The following is a 17,260-nucleotide window of genomic DNA, read 5'->3' as shown; positions in this document are numbered from 1 at the left end:
TTTTATATTCAGATATAGTTAATGCTGTTATGTGTGTGTAGATATTACATACACATTGTAATAATGAAAATTTAGCACTTTTTAGGTATGAATACACATGTTGAGCTTACCTCTATTGCTATGAGTAAAAATGATCCTACACTAAACAAATTGGATAAATACGATGTAGAGGCAAATATTGAAGAAGTTGATAATAGCGAGGAACAATCTGTTTTTAAATATGGTTTTACAGCATTATCCAACCCAAAAAATGTGCGATTAGCAATTGAAGGAATTGCAAAAATTTCAGGAGATTCTGTAGAGCGAAATGAAATTTTAGAAAAAGATGAAAATGATATTCCTAAAATCCTTACAATGATTTACCATGAACTTTTTCCAACTTTCTTTTTACTTTCAAAGAGTTTGAACGTTTCCAGTCCTCCACATACAATTGGAACAATGAATGACTCCTTAATAGAACCTGATGAACTCATAAATTCTGAATCTATTGATGAAAATATTTCTGAGGATCTACCTGAAGAAATTTTAGAATCTTCATCTGAGACATCCGATAAAGCAGATCCATCTACTGATGAGAAAATTGAAAACCCTGACATCGTCCAATCTGGTACATAAACTCACATACTGCTAAAATGATAAAAGATATGTTTTCTTTTAACCTCGATAAAAATTTCAAGACATGCACGGTAAAGTTTAGAATTTCTCATCATAGAGGAATTGCAAATGTTGTTACCAGTGGAATTCTTTTGGCATCTGTCAGCATAATAGGAGTTATGTTACTTGGATGGTCTCAAACTAGTATTTCTCAGCAACAACAAGAAATGGATGAGGTGTTTAATACTCAAATGAATAAAATTCGTGAAGATTTAATTTTTGAAAATATTTGGTTTGCAACTCCTTCAGGAATAATGACTGCCAACCATCTAAATGTCACGATAGCTAATGTTGGAATTTTAGGATTAAATGTTACATCAATTCAGGTCACTAATGTCACTGGAACTAACAATACTTCGTTTACCTATACATATACTGATGCCGGTGTTGTAAAATCTGAATCTCTTTCATTAAACGCAACATATCCGTGGCAATCATCAGATGAACTTGATGTGATTGTTTTTACAAATAGGGACAACCAATTCATTTCTCAGGTGGTTGCACCATGACATCTCACAGAGGTCTAAGTGCTGTAGTTGGAACTGTATTTTTAGTTGCAGTGGTTGTTGGTGCACTGTCTTATGTTTCGTACAGTTTGGATGTGATGGGTAATTACTCTCAATCATTAATTGTAGAGGAATCAAGACAGAGAGATAAACAATCTGAAGCATTTGAAATATCTTCAATTGATATTACTGCATCTGACAAATTAGATGGGATTATTAAAAACACTGGGGAAATACCTGTAAAAATTACTACACTGTATATTGATGAGCAAGGAGTAAACGACGTAGTTCAAAAATTTGATTTAGATGCAGAGATTGCACCTGGCAATACTGCTGATCTTAGCAGTCTAGTTGATTTTACAATGGATGTAGATAAAGGATACAACATGAAAGTTGTCTCATCTAGAGGCGAAATAAATTCTTTTTATGTTAATTCTCTTGCTGATGAAAATGTTTACATGAGCTTGACTCCAAATCCTTCAGTAATTCCTAGTACCTTCGAGTCTACCCTCCTGTTTACAGTTGTAAACAACATGTCCAATGGAAATTATTTGTATAATTTGGTTCCTGTGATGGATGTTTCAGAACAAGACCTCGTTGAAACATCTGCAGGACTGTCAAACTCACTAATTTCAGGGCCAATCCCTACTTCATATGATTCATTGGGCCCAGGCGAAGTGGCAATTTTCACCTATTCCTATGAATTAACAGGCGATACTGTTGGCGATAAACAGATTTTCAATGCTACCCTGACAAATGCAAATACTGGAAATTTTGCAACTACATCTGTATCTATCAAAGAAGTTCCAATTGCAACTGATGCAGGTTCTGCACTTACATCTTTAGGATTAACTGAATCTGATTCTGTTTTGACTGATGTACTGTTTTTTCATATTGATACATCACTAACTCCTAATGCTGAATATGGCATGGATGGCTCATCTCCAAACTCTGCAGGACTTACCCTGTCTCCCAATGGAAACACATTGGAATTTATTTCTGCACCTATGACTGCATCAACATCATTACCCATTGGAACTTTTAATGCATCTTTGAATTATTTTTCTAATGCAGTGCCTCTGGGTTTTCCAGAACCTACTTTTGCATTTATGATGGACTCTAAGGATTGTGGAAATGGTCAAAGAATTTGTGATGTGATGGGAACAGTTGATAACGATAAAGGGATGAAAGAAGAAGAAGGAGACCCACGTTTTTCAGGAGATTTTGATTCTGGTGGCGGGCCTCATGGAGATAATTACTTTAGGTCTGATCCTGATACTTACGGAGATCAGTGGTTTCAAGATGATGGGGAATTTGACAATGTAGAACAAAATTATGCTCCTGACACAATTGCTGTTTGGGTGAGAATTCCAGATATTAGTGAAAACCTAGGAGCTGATGTAAGAGGACAACCTCTAGTAGCTTTTGGAGAGGATCCTTGTTATGATCCAGGTAATGATTGTCCTGATTCAGATGGCTCAGATGAAGACATATTTGGTCTATTTGTTGGAACTGGTGGAGAAATAGAATTCAAATATTCTCCTGATCGTCACAATAAGATTGTAGATTGTGTAACTCCAACTGCTTATGATACTAACGAATGGATTCACATTGTAGGTGTTAGGGATGCCGCTTGGTCATGTAAACTATACATTAATGGGACACTCGTTGTTTCTGATACTGATACATATTCTGGTGATTCAAGTGTAGATCCAGATTTTAATGCAATTTTTGCAAAAAATAGCGATGGTGAACCTGATGCGAAAGCCGACATTGCTTCTTATCTGTTTTGGGATAATGCTGCATTAGATGCTGATCAAGTTAATGATTTGTATTACACAAACTATGGTAACAACGGTACGCGGTTATACATGACCGTTGAACGTACCGATGAAGACGGGGTTTGGATTGAAGATGTTGTACTTGAGAAAAAAATAGTGTTACCATTTCATGATCCAACCATAAATCAAGATGATTCGGATCCTACCAATTGGTTGAGTCTTCAAACCCACAATTTCACTGACAATGATGAAGATTCTGAATTAAAATATTCGCAGGCAAATATGACAGCGGCCTCAACAAGTGTAATAGATTTTGATATAGGTGATCGCATCAAAATAATTCTTGATTGGAAAGATGAAGACGAATCAAATTTACCTATCAACATAACATTTGATAATGATTTTGGAGGTTTCTTTAATGTTCCTGATGGCCCCTCATTCTTTCAAACGCCTCCACCAACCCCACGTTGGCCTACGTTTCTATCTTTTTCATATGATGAGGAAATAAATTATTTGGCATATAATGAAGGCCCTGGTGGAATTTGGTTTGTTTATGCTGGAACAAGACTGGTCCTGACTTCCAATGATGGTTTAACTTCATATGCTGCAGTCCCATATACTGTGAATGCAACTACTCAACCAACTCCTATTGCGGATTATTCTGAAATAACTCCATATCAAGATAGCATATACATACCTGCTGAATATTATGCCGAAATTGATTTCTATCAACTACAATCCCCTCCGTCTCCTGACTCTGCTCCAAAAGCTGAAAATACAGTTCCAACAGGGGATTATGATGGTGCATTGTATCTCCAAGGGTATGATGAATCTGGAGAAACGTTCAAAAAAACCATAGATCTTGGGCTGATACATATTTACGGGAATCCATAATCAGGCTCCATTACAGATCTGTAACATTGTGGTACATACAACTTTTAATGTGATCTTTTGGCATCTGAAAGTCATTGCAATCTGCAGAATCTACAGATAATTCAACAGCTCCTGAACAACAGGAAGCTCCTGAACAAGTTTCGATTGAACCTAATGATATTAATGCAAAGACTCTAACACAGCTAAATACTCTGATGGAGGAATCGCTTCAAATTTATGAACTAGAGGATCAAAAAACAAATGTCATTGATGATTTACACAATGCATTACAGGTAATAACTCAATTTTTATCATTTTCAACAAATGTACATCCTGAAATTTTCAACTTACCATCCGATAGCAATATCACAATGCTTCCAAATTTGAAATTAATTATTAAACTAGCAAATGGAAAAACAGAGACTAAAAAATTCACTGATTATCCTCCAGAAGTCATTACTAGCATCGTAGAATTTGTCACTCCTCAATTATTGGAATTAATTCAAAAACAGAAATCATATTTGACTGAGAAAATTACCTTCTTGAGAACTGCCACTAAACAACTAAGCACATTATCTCAACTCAAAGAAAATCTACCATCTATAGTTCCACTAGACGAAGAATCTTGAAATCTCTGATAGAGAGATTTAACTCTGTTAATTCTCTTAAAGTTAATCTGGAAAAAGAAATAGAAGATACAGAATTCCAAATCAAAGAATATTCAAACATGTTGGGAGAAAAAATCCGCTCTAATGAAGAATCTTCTGCAGATGATCCTGATTTTATTGCTCTAAAAGCAAAATTAGCTGGCGAACCTCCCAAATCAAAATCTGACGATAAGAAAATAGAGGATAAAAAAGCAAATGACAAGAAAACCAAGACAAAACCTGAGAAAAAGAAAAAAGGAAAAAAAGGAATTAGCGATAAATGGTATAATCTAAATGAAATTTTAGTGTATAATGGAATAGGCCTCAAGGGAGAATTGGAATTATACTTTAAAGCAGTTGATGAGTTAAAAGCAAAACTGGAAAACCTTCAAAGAACATTATCTACTTTGTCTAATGTTATGGAGAAAGGACTCAAAGAAGATATGGGCTGTGTTGCATTTAGAGGAAAAGAAGGAATTTTAGAAATAACTTTCTTAAAATCATCTGGTATGAGAGAGAATTTTACTTTAAAGTCGATCTACTCAGGTAAAGCAATTCCTGTTGACAATATGATAAAAATTGGAGTTTAATGACTATTCATGCCTAAATATGCTCAACAATTTCATCTAAAAATGGACAAAAACGATCAATCCGATCTAACAAATTTAGCTATGCAAGAATTTAGTCTAGTGTTTTCTAACAGAGGATCCTGAAAAAACATGGCAAAAAACACAACACAAACATCCGTATTTGATTCCACTCCTGATTCACAAATGTATGAATACAAATTATCTGTTGAAAAGGTTCAAACTGAATTATTACAATATGGATTAACATCTAATCAAAGTAAGGTTTTCATTTATCTTGGAAAATATGGTGCAAAAACTGCCCCTGAAGTATGCAAGGCACTAAAATTACCCCGAACAGAAACATATCATCTGTTATCTGCATTACAAAACAAAGGAATAGTTTCTGCAACTTTCCAACATCCAATTCAATTTACAGCACTACCTTTAGACAAAGCTATTTGGATTTTGGTAAATTCTGAAAAAGAAAGAGTAAAATCCCTTGAACAGATGGAAAAAGGGTTGTCTGAATTGTGGGACAACATACCCGCATTTGATTCAATTCATGATGAAGTTGAAGAAAAATTTCAAATGTTGCAAGGTGCAAATCAAATTCATTCAAAAATTACTGAAATGACTGACAGTTACAACGATGAATTTTTAATTTTAGGTTCTGAAAAGGATTATCTGAAATTATATCATGGGGATTTCTTAGAATCATTCATAAAATCAAAACAATCATTCAGATTACTAAGTGCATGTTCTGATAAAACCACTTACATTTTTGATGATTTGGAAAGAAAAAACATTAAGAAATTAAGCAAAGATATAGAAAATCATCTGTGTTTTATTTTAAAAGACAATGGTGAAATGTTATTCTTTACTAAAAATGCTAATTCATCTGAAGAGTTATTTGCAATGTGGACTAATTCAAAATCAATGGTTTATTCTATGAAATTACTTTTTGAGTCTTTATGGACTAATTCAAAAAATATTCACTTGTAATAAGTTCATAACAAAATATTTGTTAGAATCAAACTCGTCTTCGTCTTTATATACAAAATTATCGTTAATTTCTTTGTACATATGGATTCGACATATTCTAAAGTGAAAACAGGTATTCCTGGATTGGACTCTGTTATTTCTGGGGGATTTAAACCTGGAAGAACCATTACTGTTTCTGGCCCTCCTGGAAGTGGTAAAACAACTTTTGGACTACAATATCTCTATTCTGGTGCTAAGGATTTTGATGAATCTGGAATATATGTTACAATGTCTCAAAATATAGAAGAAGTAAAAAACGATTGTAAATCATATGGTTGGGATTTTGATAATTTAGTCTCTCAAGATAAAATTCTAATGATTGATGCAAGACCGTTTAAAATTCAAGATGAGTTGATTGCCAAGGATGATTCATTATTCCGTGGTGAACAATTGCCTTTTGAACATTTAACAAAATTACTGTTGAGTAGCATTAAACGAATAGAAGCTAAACGTGTTGTTATAGACTCAATTACAATCTTGGCAATGCAATATTCTGATAAATTTTACCTGAGACAAGGATTACAAGGAATGGTTCAAGCACTAGAAAATTTTGGAGTAACTAGTATTATCCTTTCAGAATATTCTGAAAGTGATGAAATACCTTTAGAATGGTTTGTCACATCTGGTATTATTCAATTACGTCATACTAGAATTGAAGATACTATGGAAAGAACAATACAAGTAACAAAAATGCGTGGAATTAAACATAGTGAACAAATCCATCCAATTGATCTTAATGCAGATGGGTTACAGTTACTACACCCTAGATTGATGCCTTGATTATTTCTTTTTTCTAATTTGCTGTGCAACCATGGGCAAAAATGCCCCTACATCAGACACAATTCCCAAGGCTTGCCATGTTCCTCTGTCCATTAATTTAGTTACTGTTGGTTGACTAATATCCACTACAATCACTTTGACGTTTGCAGGTAACATATTTCCTGTAGCAATTGAATGTAGCATTGTAGAAATCATGATCACCATGCTAGCATCTTTTAGAACTTTTTTGTATTCTCTCTGAGCTTGAGCAACATCTGTTATTACATCGGGCAGGGGGCCATCATCTCTAATTGATCCTGCCAAAACAAATGGAACCTTGTTTTTTACACATTCATACATTATGCCTTTGGTTAATTTTTTAGTTTTTACCATGTTTGCAATTGAACCTGCCTTGAATACTGCATTGATTGTATCCATATGATTTCTGTGACCGTGAAATGCAAGAGTCGCATCATGAACATTCATTCCTAATGAAGTGCCTAATGTGGCATATTCAATATCATGGACTGCCAAGGCATTGCCTGCTAATACTCCGTCTATATAACCAGACCTGATTAATTCTGAAACTGCATCATCAGCTCCTGTATGGACAATTGCTGGTCCTCCCACAATCACAATCTTCCCGCCATTCTTTTTGGTATTGTAAATATCATCAGCAACTTTTTTAGCAATATGTTGTGTTGGTCTCTCACTAGAGCTTGAACTTCCCATAAATTCAAAAACATTTACTCCTTCTCGAGGTCTCTCAGGAGGGGTGATTTTGATTCCTTTCTCCCCCACAATAATTTGATCATTTTTTTTCACATCTCTAACTGGAACACAAAAAGCTCTATCGCCTTTGACAACAATACATTTGTCCATCATCATATTTTCTACAGTAATCCATTTTCCTTTATGAAAAACACTAGTGTGATTATTGGTAGTACTGTAAAAATTGTCTGGCATCACATAATTTTTTGGTGATTTTTTCAAAGTAATTTGCTGTTGAATTTTTGAAACTGCACCTAAACGATATATGGTTTCTAAAATTTCATCTAAATGTTTTTGATTTTTTCCTGTAACTGATAGTCTGGCAAAAGATTCATCCTTTTTCTTTTTACCTATTTCTATTTCTTCTACTTCAAATTCCCCCTTCAAGTCCATTATTTTATCAAAAATCTTGGTCAAAATTGAAGAGTCAATCAAATGGCCTCCTACCTCAATTTCTTGAGAAAATTTCTTCATTTTATTATTCTATAACGCATCATAACTAAAGCTTACGTTTTAAGATTAGACAGGTAAAATTACTTTACCTTCAAATTTTGGAATATTGTCGTTTTGAAATGCTTTTTCAAGTTTTTCTTTTTGCTGTTTTGTCACTCCTTGTACGATAGTTTTTGAAGAACCTGTTTTGTCAACAAGTGCTAAAATATAACCACTATTGTCTGTAAGCACAAATCCTGCTGATTCATCTACAAATGCATACAAATTCTCTTCACCTACTGGATTCCACACGTTAGATTTGGTATCGACAAGAGCTAATGCAGGCATGGCTTTTCCATCCGTTAATGTATTGAGATATTCTCTTGCTTCTGCCACTCTCTTTTGTCCTAATTTTAAAGCCTGAAAATATTGCATATTTTCAAATCTTTTGGATGATATAACAATTTTACTTCTAAAGATTGTTATAGAATCCTAAATGTAAAGAAATGTGCCACTTACAAATAATGTAATCATCAAATTAAATGAAATAACCACTATGGTTGAAGACAAATCAAAGTTGTCCGAGTCTGAAATTGAGGAAATAAAAATAATTTTCAAAAATCTTGTCGAGCAAAATGAACGATATGATCTTGATGAAATTGAGTTTTGGTTTGAAAATGAAGGAAATTGGATAACCAAAGAACCACGTATAAGAATTGTAAATTTAGCAAATTATGTTCAAGACAAGTATATGCAAACAGCTCATCTACGAGTCATATCTGATGATGACTGTAGTTGTGGACACTAAATTTCAAGTTTCTCTAAGAGTCTGCCTACAATTTTTGCATTCTCTGTTCTTTCATCTAAAATCTCTTTGATTCTTTTTTCATCTTTGTTGTCTTTGGAAATTATTTGAAAATATTCCTTGTCTAGATCATTATTTGCTTGTAATCTTTTAATCACTTCAAATAGTATCCCAATTACTTGTTTTTGTGCCTCAATTAATTCATCTTTTTCAGACATGCTTTATTCATCTTTAATGATCTTTCTAAATAATTCTTTTAGTTTAGGATGTATGATGTCGTTTTCTGCTGTTTTTAAAAATACAGATACATCTTTGTGTTGGGTTTTTTGATATGTCTTTGCTTGTAAAGCCATTTCCAATCTGTCTATTTGATGTACAAATTTTGATTCTTCGGTATTGTGATTTTGAAATTCATTCCAAATGTCTCTATACTGTGCTTTAAGAGAATTTGGCAAATCATCTAAAATTTTTAAAAAAGTCTTTTCTTCTAATTCTTTTTTTACATTCGAGATAATTTGTTCAGGAGTAAAATCTCCAATAATAGATTCTGCCAAATCATGAAGAAGTATCATTTTAAGTACTTTTTCTGAATTCATATTTTCCATATCTGATAACACCATGCCCATTATTGCCATAGAATACGAATGATCTGCAACTGATTCGGGATTATGGATTGATAGTTTCTCAATCCATCCTTGTCTTTGAATATCTTTTAGGTTTACTGCAGTCTTGAAAAAATTTGTTATCATATTATGGCATTAAGTAATCTACTAATGAATTTTCATATTGAATGATTTCGAATCACATAATAGTTATTTCAAGAATGTGAAGTTAATGAAAATATATACTAAAACAGGTGATGATGGCAATACAAGTCTGCAAGGAAATCTTCGAATTTCAAAATCTCACCCAAGAATACTGTCTTATGGTACTGTTGATGAGGCAAATGCTGCATTAGGTATCGTATTAACAAATCCTTTGGATAAAGACATTGCATCGATTTTAACTCAAATTCAAAATGATTTGTTTTTGGTGGGTGCGGATTTATCTAATCCCAATCTCAATGATGTCCAGAATCGAGTTTCATTATCCATGGTTGAAAAATTAGAACAATACATTGATCAATTTGAATCAGAATTACCTACCTTGAAAAACTTTATTTTGCCAGGAGGGGATCCATCTGCTGCTCAACTGCATTATGTCAGAACTGTGATTAGACGAGCAGAATCTCAAACAGTTCAATTAAGTGAAAAAGATGAAATTAATGCTAATTGTATTAAATATCTAAATCGATTATCTGATTTATTTTTTGTAATTGGCAGGTTGATTAATCGCCGAAAAAACATCCCCGATATTCCTTGGAAGATCTGAAAAGACAAACTTTAATTCCTCAACATAATCCTTTTTCTCTAAGTGCCGTGGTAGCTCAGCCTGGGAGAGCACTCGGCTGAAGACCGGGCTGTCGCGCGTTCAAATCCCGCCCGCGGCACTGTTTTTAAAATTTACACTTACTATATGCACCGTACAAATACTATCAAAATTACTAGAATATGGCATAAAAGAATGATAAGTTTTTGAGTTCATACATTTTACTACAGTGTAATGATTTTAAAAAATAATAATTTCCAGAGATCGTCATTTTTTAAAATTACAATACTATTAAGTAGATATTTGTTGTAATCTACTTGGTTTTCATTTTATTCCCTTTTCTTTAATAAAATAAAGAAAAGGCGGAAAACCTTTTTTTAAAATATCTTCTACTATGCATCTATCAAATTAAAGAAATTTTTTCCAGATGTTGTTTTTTCTGAGATGCATTTTACAGGTCCTAATGGAACGTGTTTTTGATTAATGTCTTCTCGTAGTTTTTCATTTTTGAATTTATTTACTATTGCCACACGAGTTGTATGAAATTTGTTTATCTGATTTCCATCCACTTCAAACATTTCTTTTGTGGTTATTTTTACTCCTTTTGTGACTATGTCTCCTTGAGAATAATCAGAATCTTCTACAAATGTTATTGTAAATGATTGATCTCCTATTTTTGCTAATGATGCACTATTTCCTGTAATTTGGTAATCTGCTAATGTTGCTATTTCTTTTCACCTCCACTGTTAAGACTTCAGATCGTTAAATGATAAAGTCCGTGTTTAGTTCAATCTTGACTTAAGTGTTCTAGTAGATCGATAATATTTTGATATGATATTCTAAATAATATCTGCATAATCTTTAAAAACTACCCCACCTCTTGTTTTTCGAGATTCATGGCTGAAAAAAAAGCAACTACTAAGAAAACTAAAGCTAAAGCAACTACTAAGAAAACTAAAGCTAAAGCAACTACTAAGAAAACTAAAGCTAAAGCAACTACTAAGAAAACCACAAAAGCTAAAAGTAAAGCTAAAACTAAAAAAATTAAGGATGAACCCTCTGGTGATATGGGTATTGTTATAGTTGATGATGATATTGAAATTGATCAAGAAAAAGTCAATGAAGAACGACGTGCATATCTAGAAGAAGCACGATCTCAAGAAGCGTTTGATTAGAGGAATCTTTATTCAATATGCTTGTATATACTATTTATGCGAGCATTATGTCTAATTACTGTAAAACCAGGTAAAGTAGATTCTGTAGTTGAAATTTTAAAGAAAAAGCGAAAAATTGTAAAACAAATCATGGTAGTTACAGGACGAGCAGACATTAGTGTTCTTTTACAGGGCAATATTGATGAAATAAACAACATAGTAATTGATTTTAAAAAAATTAAAGATATTGTAACTACTGAAACCTTGATTGAAGTGGAGGTCAACATGGGATGGTAAGAGCAATAATTTTGGTTAAATCTCCAAAAAAACTAATCGCTGCCCGATTGAGAAAAATTCCTTCAGTTTCTGATTCATTTCCTACCAGTGGACAATTTGATGCCGTTGCTGTGATAGATGTTAGTGAATTAGTACAAATTAAAGAAGTAGCAAACCAAATCCAAAAAATTACTGGTGTAGAAAGAACTGAAACAATGGTTGAAGTCCAATGACGCAATGGATTTAAAGAACTTAAAGCTAGTATCTCTGTGAACATCAAAAAAGTAGGCAATGTTATTTTAGCTGTTAAAGACATTGACAAATCCCTACAATTTTACCATGAAATCATAGGTCTTCCTATTAAAAATCAGAGAAGATCTTGGGTTGATTTGGGTACATCTGGTGCTTTATTGAGTTTACATCCGGCTTCATTAACAGCTCAACATATTGGAAGTTCTATTGAAAATGGAATTACTATAGGATTTCTTGTTGGAGATTTACAATCTGCTGTTGATGAATTAAGAACAAAAGGTGTCACAATTCATCGTGATATAGTTGAAAAAGATGCAGGAAAAAATGCAGTAATTTTAGATCCTGATGATTATCTTATTTCATTGTTCGAACCAAGTTTTGATGACAAAGATCAACAAACAGGCGGATACCAAGGATTTACACCAGCTTAGATTGTTTTCTTTATAGAAGAAATAATCTTCTCTAAGCCTTTTTCTTTTCTATTGATAGAAACGTAATATGTAACATTATTTTTTTGTAAAATCACAATTGTAATTTTTTGGTGTTCTAAAACAACATGTTCTAATTTGCCAATTGTACCAACAGAGTTTTTTCTCAATGAAATTAATGTCGATATTACAAATAATTCATTTTTAAAATCTTCTGACTGTAAAAGAGGTTTTAGATTTGGTTTGATCATTCCTGTTAATGTTCTTCCATATGGATTTACCACCCCTGCATATCTTATGTTATTTGAAATCTCTAAAATTTTTTGACATTGTTTTCTATATTTTACAACTGTATCTTTCCATTTCTCTGCAGGAGTTTTTACCATAATCAAACTAATTTTTGAAATTAATAAGGATATTGACTGATTGCAATTCTTAGAACTATGATATTATTTTGAATTTGATTCTTTTTCTAATTTTTTCTTTAATTCCAAGTTTTCTTTTATCAGTTTATCATTTTCTGTTTGTAGAGTTTCAATTGAATTTTGTCTTGTGTATGCAGGATGTCCTGGTGGAATTACTGTAGAATTCATGGTTAATAATCCTGCTGCATATTGCTGATACATTTGTTGGAACCCTTGTAATTTTTGATTAATTGTCTCAGCATTTCGTAAGAATTGTTCTTTCATTGGATTTTCATGATTTTTGAACATTGGATTTGAAATTCCTGGTGGAATTCTTGGGAACTGAAATGCTAAATGTGGTATGTTTGGATTTAATCCATACAAATCACGTAAATGATTCGTTACCATATTATCCATAATATTGGTCGATATTTGCTATATTTGTGGCTTGCTTTAGTCGTTTGATATACTATTTAGTTAATTTTCAGGCATTTTAGCTCAACTTGAGCTGATCGCAGATCCTTATAGATTCCTAATTTTGATCGCAGTTACACATGGACAACTCGAAAAAATCTTGCCTAAAATGTAAAAAAGAGATTCAAGAAAAAGATTTACACAAAATTGTGATTTATGTTGTTCAGGAAAAATTCACCGAACATCACTATGAACACGTAGAATGTCCTGATAAATTTACAATTTAATTATATCATAAAAATTATCCCTTAAATTCATAAACACTGTATACTTCGCCTGTTGTTCTAGATCTATATTTCCATTCATCTTTTTTCCAAATTATTTTAACAAATTCTTTTTTTGAGCTTGGATGTAATCTTTGATAAACATCATTTCCAATTAAAATTTGATTTGGCTTTGCCATGTTTTGTATTTTAGCTGCAATATTCATAGCTGGACCCATCAAATCCACGTGAGAATTTTCAACATCTGAACCATACCTTACAACAATATTTTGTCCAAAATCTAATCCTACTTTTACCATTAAATCAGGATAATCATATTGATTAAGGATTGGATTGATTCCTTTTTGAATTACTGAAATCATAGATTTTGCACAGTTTACAGCATTATCTGCTGCAAGCAAACTATTTCCATCTCCTACAAAATATCCAATTACTGCATCTCCTACAAATTTTAAAACATATCCATGATGTTGTCTTACCACTGCTGCCATTTCTTGAGAAAATGAACTTACAATAATTGCAATTTTCTCTGCAGGCATTTCTAATGTCATCGTGGTAGAACCAACTAGATCCACATAAAGGACAACCATGTCTAATTTAGAGAAAACATTTTTTCTCAAAAACGCGTCAGACTCGTCAATTAATCCACTATATTCATAACCTTTTTTCAAAGCAGCCCAAACACGTTTTTGAGTTTCTAAAATCATTGTTTCCGAATCTAATGTTTGTTGTTGATTCTTGCTGAGCAGCATATCTACAACACTATTACCTTGATCTGTTTTTTCAGATTTTGGAGTTGATTCAGTTTTTTCATCAGCCATATCAATTACCTCTTATTCTAGGGGAAAATCCACGCCGCATTGGGGGCATTTTCCTCTATTTCCCCTGTATCCCTCATGGTAATACTCGGTTATGACTACTTTACAATAAAAACAGGTGTTTTTTTCAGCACTCATACTAATAATGCTCATACAATCTATTTAGATTTAATCATGAAGGTTTAAGGAGTGGATCTTATCGATATTTTTTGTGAGATTAGGTTCAAGATCTTCTAATGAATTCATTCAATTGCTAAACAGAAAAAATGAATCACTTCAAAAATCTTTTCATACAAAAATTATCGAATTAACAAAAACAACCTCTCTTAAAGTAATGCTTGGGGATTCTACGGTCACTGAGCAAACTACATTTGATCCAAAATTAGTATCTGACTATTTCCAAAAAATTAATGATTCTCTAACTGATTGGTCCTTGCAAGATGTTTCAATTACAAATAATCAAGATATTCGAAGAATTTTCACAAAATTTGAGATTAAAGAAGGAAATTATTTAATCTCAGGACACCTGTCTATACAATTTCATGTTTTGTTGTATTACAAACCAGATCAACGAGTCATTGATTGTCAAAAAGAATTATCTGAAATTGTTGATTTGACAAAACACGAACAAGAACAACTCTCTGATAACAGTGACCAACTGGTATTAAATAAACTCAAAGAGATGGGTTACAAAGATTTTGACCATCAAAAATTATTTGAGATATTTTATGAGAATGATGAATTTAGGGAAAAAGTCTTTGCAGAAATTCAAAAAGATGTGGGAGTAGATTTTCAAGAATTATCTGAAAAAAAGACTAGATTATTTTCGGAACTTGACTCTCTTTTGATTGAAACATATCAAACATCTCCAGTATTAATTGATGACCCAAAATTAGTAGGAGGAGAAGAAGGATGTTTGTTAACATTAGATTTAGAATTTGTTAAAAACGAAACTCGTGAAGGAGTATTTGATCCGAGAAAGATGTCTGCTTCTGTTAAAGAAAATATTTTAAACTATTTATCTGATCTTGAAAAAATTATTCAATCGTAACAATAAACCAAGGAACCGGTAAATGAGATATTCTCTCAAAGGGGAGAACCGGTCCTGGGTATAATTTGAACGAGAATTTTAAACTATTTAGGCATTCCTCAAATTTTACGCATAAAATTTGACAAAAGATGTAACTTTTCTGTAGAAGAAGTAAAATACACGGAATCAATAGCAACATTTCCAATGAACCCTACGTATGATGATGTACTGGCAGCTAATACACTTAGAGGAAATCAAATAAAAAAAACACCTTTGATACAATCTCCAATATTCAGTGAAATTACTGGCTCAGACATTTATCTAAAAGCTGAATTTAGACAAAAAACAGGTTCGTTTAAAATTCGTGGAGCTTATTTTAAAATAAAATCTTTGTCCGATGAAGAAAAAAAAAGAGGTGTGGTAGCTGCATCTGCAGGTAACCATGCTCAAGGTGTTGCATTTGCATCCTCCTTAGAAAAAATTCCATGTACTATAGTGATGCCAAAAAATGCCTCTCCTGCAAAAGTTGCTGCTACTAGAGGTTATGGAGCTAATGTAATCTTAGAGGGAGTAAATTATGATGAATCATCATCTAAAGCTAAACAAATAGCAAAAGATACTGGTGCAACTATGATACATGCATTTGATGATCCACAGATAATTGCAGCACAAGGAGTTATAGGATTAGAAATTTTGGATGATCTGCCAGATGTGGACGAGATATATCTTCCAATAGGAGGAGGAGGATTGGCAGCAGGTACTTTGATTGCAATAAAAACAAAAAATCCTCAAATTAGAATTATTGGTGTTCAATCAAAATCATTTCCCGCAATGTATGATTCAATAAAACAAGGCTCTATCACATCTAGTGGAGGCGAAAGAACTATAGCTGATGGTATATCTGTAAAAGTTCCTGGTCAGTTAACATACACGATAATCAAAGAACTAATTGACGAAATTGTCTTAGTAGATGATGTTGAAATTACCAAGGCCATGTTTCTATTGATGGAAAGAATGAAATTTGTTGTTGAGCCAGCGGGAGCTTCAAGTTTAGCATATTTGATATCTAAAAAACCGGCCATAGGAAAAAAGGTCGTAGCTATTTTGGCAGGAGGAAATGTAGACATGTATCTTTTGGGACAAATTGTAGATAAAGGACTTGCAGCAATGGGAAGATTACTTAAATTATCTATTTTATTACCTGATAGACCTGGAGCATTCAAAGAAATTGTCGATGAAATTACTTTGGCCAATGCCAATATTGTAGAAGTGGTACATGATAGATTAAGCTCTGAAATCAATGCAGGTTCCGCGGGCGTTACACTAAGTTTAGAAACTCAAGGAAAAGACCAAGCTCAATTACTAATTGATGCGTTGAAAAAGAAAAATATTCAGTTTACATTACTTACTTGAATTTTTTCTTGGCAAATTTTGACAATCCTTGTTTTTTTAATTGATCGGATTCTTTCATAACTGAATTATGTTGATTTGATTTATGTTGTTTGAGTTTATTTTTCAAATCTGGAAATTCATTTGCAAGTATTTTCATTGCATAAATTCCTGCATTTCCTGCTTTGTTTACTCCTACTGCAACTACCGGTGATCCTGAAGGCATTTCTGTAATTGATAGTAATGAATCTAAACCTCCAAAAGCAGAAAATTTTGTAGTATCTGATTTTTTTGGATGTTTGTCGTTGTAAACCAGAATGGGAACTCCGATAACAGGAATTATTGTATGAGATGCAATCATTCCAGGTAAATGAGCAGCACCACCAGCTCCTGCAATAATTATTTTAAACCCCATTTTTTCAGCATGTTTTGCATATTCTGCTAATCGTGCAGGAGTTCTATGTGCAGATACAATTTGATCTTCATGTTTAATTTTAAATTGATCTAGAATTTCTGCAGCCCCTTGCATTATCCTAGTATCTGAACTAGATCCCATGATGATGCCGACAAGAGGTTTTTTAGAATATGCCATGATAATAAGAAAA

Annotated in this window: 25 protein-coding genes and 1 tRNA gene; 17 read left to right on the top strand and 9 right to left on the bottom strand. The window is 32.8% G+C overall.

Going from position 1 to position 17,260, the window contains the following annotated elements; all coding sequences use genetic code 11:
• The first annotated feature begins 87 nt into the window (after positions 1-87).
• The 7 genes from K5781_RS00725 to K5781_RS00695 all read left to right on the top strand — a co-directional run bounded on the left by K5781_RS00725 (position 88) and on the right by K5781_RS00695 (position 6,851).
• Positions 88-615: a hypothetical protein gene (locus K5781_RS00725; protein WP_297439736.1), complete on the top strand. Its 528-nt coding sequence runs from the start codon at positions 88-90 to the stop codon at positions 613-615.
• Positions 616-644: 29 nt separating this feature from the next.
• Positions 645-1,163, top strand: coding sequence for a hypothetical protein (locus K5781_RS00720; RefSeq protein ID WP_297439735.1), 519 nt, complete (start codon positions 645-647; stop codon positions 1,161-1,163).
• Entirely contained in the window at positions 1,160-3,835 is a 2,676-nt protein-coding gene (locus K5781_RS00715; RefSeq protein WP_297439734.1) for a LamG-like jellyroll fold domain-containing protein, read from the top strand. Before K5781_RS00720 ends, K5781_RS00715 begins: the two co-directional genes overlap by 4 nt.
• Positions 3,836-3,909: 74 nt before the next feature.
• Positions 3,910-4,443: a hypothetical protein gene (locus K5781_RS00710; protein ID WP_297439733.1), complete on the top strand. Its 534-nt coding sequence runs from the start codon at positions 3,910-3,912 to the stop codon at positions 4,441-4,443.
• Entirely contained in the window at positions 4,440-5,051 is a 612-nt protein-coding gene (locus K5781_RS00705; RefSeq protein WP_297439732.1) for a hypothetical protein, read from the top strand. The genes K5781_RS00710 and K5781_RS00705 overlap by 4 nt, the downstream gene beginning before the upstream one ends.
• 129 nt (positions 5,052-5,180) lie before the next feature.
• Positions 5,181-6,032 carry a helix-turn-helix domain-containing protein gene (locus tag K5781_RS00700; RefSeq protein ID WP_297439731.1) on the top strand — a complete coding sequence of 284 codons (852 nt, stop codon included), beginning with the start codon at positions 5,181-5,183 and terminating at the stop codon, positions 6,030-6,032.
• 81 nt (positions 6,033-6,113) lie between these two features.
• A complete protein-coding gene (locus K5781_RS00695; protein WP_297439729.1) occupies positions 6,114-6,851 on the top strand; it encodes an ATPase domain-containing protein in 738 nt (245 codons plus the stop codon).
• Here K5781_RS00695 and K5781_RS00690 read toward each other — a convergent pair whose 3' ends face one another.
• Both K5781_RS00690 and K5781_RS00685 read right to left on the bottom strand, forming a co-directional pair.
• Positions 6,852-8,075 carry a TIGR00300 family protein gene (locus K5781_RS00690; RefSeq protein ID WP_297439728.1) on the bottom strand — a complete coding sequence of 408 codons (1,224 nt, stop codon included), beginning with the start codon at positions 8,073-8,075 and terminating at the stop codon, positions 6,852-6,854.
• Between the two features lie 45 nt (positions 8,076-8,120).
• Positions 8,121-8,468, bottom strand: coding sequence for a hypothetical protein (locus K5781_RS00685; protein ID WP_297439727.1), 348 nt, complete (start codon positions 8,466-8,468; stop codon positions 8,121-8,123).
• Between the two features lie 73 nt (positions 8,469-8,541).
• On the opposite strand from K5781_RS00685, the gene K5781_RS00680 reads away from it, so the two are divergent.
• On the top strand, positions 8,542-8,841 hold the full coding sequence (locus tag K5781_RS00680) for a hypothetical protein (protein ID WP_297439726.1): 300 nt from the start codon (positions 8,542-8,544) through the stop codon (positions 8,839-8,841).
• Here the strand turns inward: K5781_RS00680 and K5781_RS00675 are convergent.
• Both K5781_RS00675 and K5781_RS00670 read right to left on the bottom strand, forming a co-directional pair.
• On the bottom strand, positions 8,838-9,056 hold the full coding sequence (locus K5781_RS00675; protein WP_297439725.1) for a hydrolase: 219 nt from the start codon (positions 9,054-9,056) through the stop codon (positions 8,838-8,840). The genes K5781_RS00680 and K5781_RS00675 overlap by 4 nt on opposite strands.
• A 3-nt stretch (positions 9,057-9,059) precedes the next feature.
• Positions 9,060-9,587 (bottom strand): HD family hydrolase, encoded by a 528-nt coding sequence (locus K5781_RS00670; RefSeq protein ID WP_297439723.1) that lies wholly within the window; start codon positions 9,585-9,587, stop codon positions 9,060-9,062.
• Positions 9,588-9,672: 85 nt separating this feature from the next.
• On the opposite strand from K5781_RS00670, the gene K5781_RS00665 reads away from it, so the two are divergent.
• Both K5781_RS00665 and K5781_RS00660 read left to right on the top strand, forming a co-directional pair.
• Positions 9,673-10,209: a cob(I)yrinic acid a,c-diamide adenosyltransferase gene (locus K5781_RS00665; RefSeq protein ID WP_297439722.1), complete on the top strand. Its 537-nt coding sequence runs from the start codon at positions 9,673-9,675 to the stop codon at positions 10,207-10,209.
• A 44-nt stretch (positions 10,210-10,253) separates the two neighbouring features.
• A tRNA-Phe gene (locus K5781_RS00660) sits at positions 10,254-10,327 on the top strand.
• 271 nt (positions 10,328-10,598) lie between these two features.
• Here K5781_RS00660 and K5781_RS00655 read toward each other — a convergent pair.
• Complete coding sequence (locus tag K5781_RS00655; protein ID WP_297439720.1) at positions 10,599-10,784, bottom strand: hypothetical protein; 186 nt, start codon at positions 10,782-10,784, stop codon at positions 10,599-10,601.
• A gap of 318 nt (positions 10,785-11,102) precedes the next feature.
• Between K5781_RS00655 and K5781_RS00650 the strand changes: the two genes are divergently transcribed.
• Genes K5781_RS00650 through K5781_RS00635 form a run of 4 tightly spaced genes read left to right on the top strand, consistent with a single transcriptional unit; the run spans position 11,103 to position 12,319 of the window.
• Complete coding sequence (locus K5781_RS00650) at positions 11,103-11,381, top strand: hypothetical protein (RefSeq protein WP_297439719.1); 279 nt, start codon at positions 11,103-11,105, stop codon at positions 11,379-11,381.
• A gap of 36 nt (positions 11,382-11,417) precedes the next feature.
• Positions 11,418-11,657 (top strand): hypothetical protein, encoded by a 240-nt coding sequence (locus K5781_RS00645; protein WP_297439718.1) that lies wholly within the window; start codon positions 11,418-11,420, stop codon positions 11,655-11,657.
• Entirely contained in the window at positions 11,651-11,869 is a 219-nt protein-coding gene (locus tag K5781_RS00640) for an Lrp/AsnC ligand binding domain-containing protein (protein WP_297439717.1), read from the top strand. Before K5781_RS00645 ends, K5781_RS00640 begins: the two co-directional genes overlap by 7 nt.
• A 36-nt stretch (positions 11,870-11,905) precedes the next feature.
• Positions 11,906-12,319 carry a VOC family protein gene (locus K5781_RS00635; protein ID WP_297439716.1) on the top strand — a complete coding sequence of 138 codons (414 nt, stop codon included), beginning with the start codon at positions 11,906-11,908 and terminating at the stop codon, positions 12,317-12,319.
• Here K5781_RS00635 and K5781_RS00630 read toward each other — a convergent pair.
• Positions 12,316-12,702 (bottom strand): hypothetical protein, encoded by a 387-nt coding sequence (locus K5781_RS00630; RefSeq protein WP_297439715.1) that lies wholly within the window; start codon positions 12,700-12,702, stop codon positions 12,316-12,318. The two genes, K5781_RS00635 and K5781_RS00630, sit on opposite strands and share 4 nt — an antisense overlap.
• A gap of 63 nt (positions 12,703-12,765) precedes the next feature.
• Positions 12,766-13,137 (bottom strand): hypothetical protein, encoded by a 372-nt coding sequence (locus K5781_RS00625; RefSeq protein ID WP_297439714.1) that lies wholly within the window; start codon positions 13,135-13,137, stop codon positions 12,766-12,768.
• A gap of 137 nt (positions 13,138-13,274) precedes the next feature.
• Between K5781_RS00625 and K5781_RS00620 the strand changes: the two genes are divergently transcribed.
• Positions 13,275-13,421 (top strand): hypothetical protein, encoded by a 147-nt coding sequence (locus tag K5781_RS00620; protein WP_297439713.1) that lies wholly within the window; start codon positions 13,275-13,277, stop codon positions 13,419-13,421.
• 14 nt (positions 13,422-13,435) lie between these two features.
• On the opposite strand, the gene K5781_RS00615 is transcribed toward K5781_RS00620, so the two are convergent.
• Positions 13,436-14,239 (bottom strand): adenylate/guanylate cyclase domain-containing protein, encoded by an 804-nt coding sequence (locus K5781_RS00615; protein ID WP_297439711.1) that lies wholly within the window; start codon positions 14,237-14,239, stop codon positions 13,436-13,438.
• 208 nt (positions 14,240-14,447) lie between these two features.
• Here K5781_RS00615 and K5781_RS00610 point away from each other — a divergent pair, with 208 nt between their 5' ends.
• The gene (locus K5781_RS00610; protein ID WP_297439710.1) at positions 14,448-15,287 is read left to right on the top strand and encodes a hypothetical protein; all 840 of its coding nucleotides are present in this window, start codon (positions 14,448-14,450) and stop codon (positions 15,285-15,287) included.
• A 183-nt stretch (positions 15,288-15,470) separates the two neighbouring features.
• Entirely contained in the window at positions 15,471-16,679 is a 1,209-nt protein-coding gene (ilvA, locus tag K5781_RS00605) for a threonine ammonia-lyase (protein ID WP_297439709.1), read from the top strand.
• On the opposite strand, the gene purE is transcribed toward ilvA, so the two are convergent.
• Positions 16,672-17,247 carry a 5-(carboxyamino)imidazole ribonucleotide mutase gene (gene purE, locus K5781_RS00600; RefSeq protein ID WP_297439708.1) on the bottom strand — a complete coding sequence of 192 codons (576 nt, stop codon included), beginning with the start codon at positions 17,245-17,247 and terminating at the stop codon, positions 16,672-16,674. The two genes, ilvA and purE, sit on opposite strands and share 8 nt — an antisense overlap.
• Positions 17,248-17,260: the final 13 nt, after the last annotated feature.

The sequence above is a fragment of the Nitrosopumilus sp. genome (assembly GCF_025699255.1).
Classification (GTDB): domain Archaea; phylum Thermoproteota; class Nitrososphaeria; order Nitrososphaerales; family Nitrosopumilaceae; genus Nitrosopumilus.
This window is presented reverse-complemented; position numbering and strand designations above follow the sequence as displayed.